Here is a 1,745-nt window from a genome sequence, read left to right as displayed (position 1 = left end):
CTTCAAGGCCATGGGCGAGGCCTACAAGGCCGAGATCATCGAAAGCATCCCGGCCGACCAGGACGTATCGCTGTACGCCGAGGGCGCGTTTGAAGATCTGTGCCGCGGTCCCCACGTGCCCAGCACGGGCAAGCTCAAGCACTTCAAGCTGATGAAGGTGGCCGGCGCCTACTGGCGTGGCGATCATCGCAACGAGATGCTGCAACGCATCTACGGCACGGCCTGGGCGACCAAGGACGACCTCCAGAAGTACCTGGTGATGCTGGAGGAAGCTGAGAAGCGCGACCACCGCCGCCTCGGCAGGGAGCTGGACCTCTTCCACATCGACGAGCACGCCCCCGGCGTCGTCTTCTGGCATCCCAAGGGCTGGACGGTCTGGCAGGAGGTGGAGCAGTACATGCGCCGCGTCTACCGCGACAACGGCTACCAGGAGGTCAAAGGCCCGCAGCTGCTCGACAAGACGCTGTGGGAGGCCACGGGCCACTGGGACAAGTACCGCGACAACATGTTCACGACGGAGTCGGAGAAGCGCGATTACGCGCTCAAGCCGATGAACTGCCCGGGCCACATCCTGATCTTCAAGCACGGCGTCAAGAGCTACCGCGACCTGCCGCTGCGCTTCGGCGAGTTCGGCCAGTGCCATCGCAACGAGCCCACCGGCGGCCTGCACGGCATCATGCGCGTGCGCGGCTTCACGCAGGACGATGGCCACATCTTCTGCACGGAAGACCAGATCCTGGCCGAGTGCGTGGCCTACACGGCCCTGCTGCAGAAGGTCTACACGGACTTCGGCTTCACGGACATCATCTACAAAGTCGCGACGCGCCCTGACGCCCGCATCGGCTCCGACGAGGTCTGGGACAAGGCCGAGCACGCGCTGATGGAATCGCTGCGTGCCTCGGGCGTGGACTTCATCATCTCCCCCGGAGACGGCGCCTTCTACGGCCCCAAGATCGAGTACACGCTGAAGGACGCCCTCGGCCGCCAATGGCAGTGCGGCACGATGCAGGTCGATTTCTCGATGCCGGGGCGCCTGGGCGCCGAGTTCGTCGACGAGGACGGCCAGCACAAGACACCCGTCATGCTGCACCGCGCAATCGTCGGCAGCCTGGAGCGTTTCATCGGCATCCTGATCGAGCAGCATGCCGGCGCGCTGCCCGTCTGGCTGGCTCCGACGCAGGTCGTGGTGGCCAATATCACCGACGCGCAGGCCGATTACGTGTCTGAAATTGTGAAATCGCTGCAAAAACAAGGGCTTAGGGCCTCAGCAGATTTGCGCAACGAGAAGATCACCTATAAAATCCGCCAGCATTCCATGCAAAAGCTGCCGTACATCCTCGTCGTAGGCGACAAGGAAAAGGCGAATGGCAGCGTTGCGGTACGCGCCCGTGGCAACCAGGACCTCGGCGTGATGCCCCTGCAGGACTTCCTCTCTCGGATCTCCGCAGACATCACCACCAAGGTCTGAAGCCTTTCGGGCGCGATTTGTTTTGTTTGGGCCTCTCGCCTGGGGGCCCGTTGAAAGGTCTACACCATCGCTACGTTTGCTGACCGTCGTGCGATTCCGGAGCGCAAGCACCGGTTGAACCGCGAAATCATGGCTCCCGAAGTCCGTCTGAACGGCCCCGAGAACGAACCCATCGGCGTCGTCAGCATCCAGGAAGCCCTGCGTATGGCGGGCGACATGGATGTGGATCTGGTCGAGATCTCTGCCACCGCGAATCCGCCGGTCTGCCGGCTGATGG

2 protein-coding genes are annotated in these 1,745 nt (G+C 63.1%); both read left to right on the top strand.

Annotated elements, in window-relative coordinates:
- Positions 1-1,468, top strand: a 1,468-nt coding sequence (gene thrS / locus ACXJKR_RS31555; protein ID WP_457326208.1) for a threonine--tRNA ligase, incomplete at its 5' end; no start/stop codon positions are given.
- 66 nt (positions 1,469-1,534) lie between these two features.
- On the top strand, positions 1,535-1,745 hold a 211-nt coding region (infC, locus tag ACXJKR_RS31550; protein ID WP_457326209.1), incomplete at its 3' end, for a translation initiation factor IF-3.

The organism is Roseateles sp. P5_E11 (assembly GCF_054049355.1).
The sequence above is the reverse complement of the archived record's forward strand: the minus strand, read 5'-3'. Positions and strand labels throughout refer to the sequence as shown.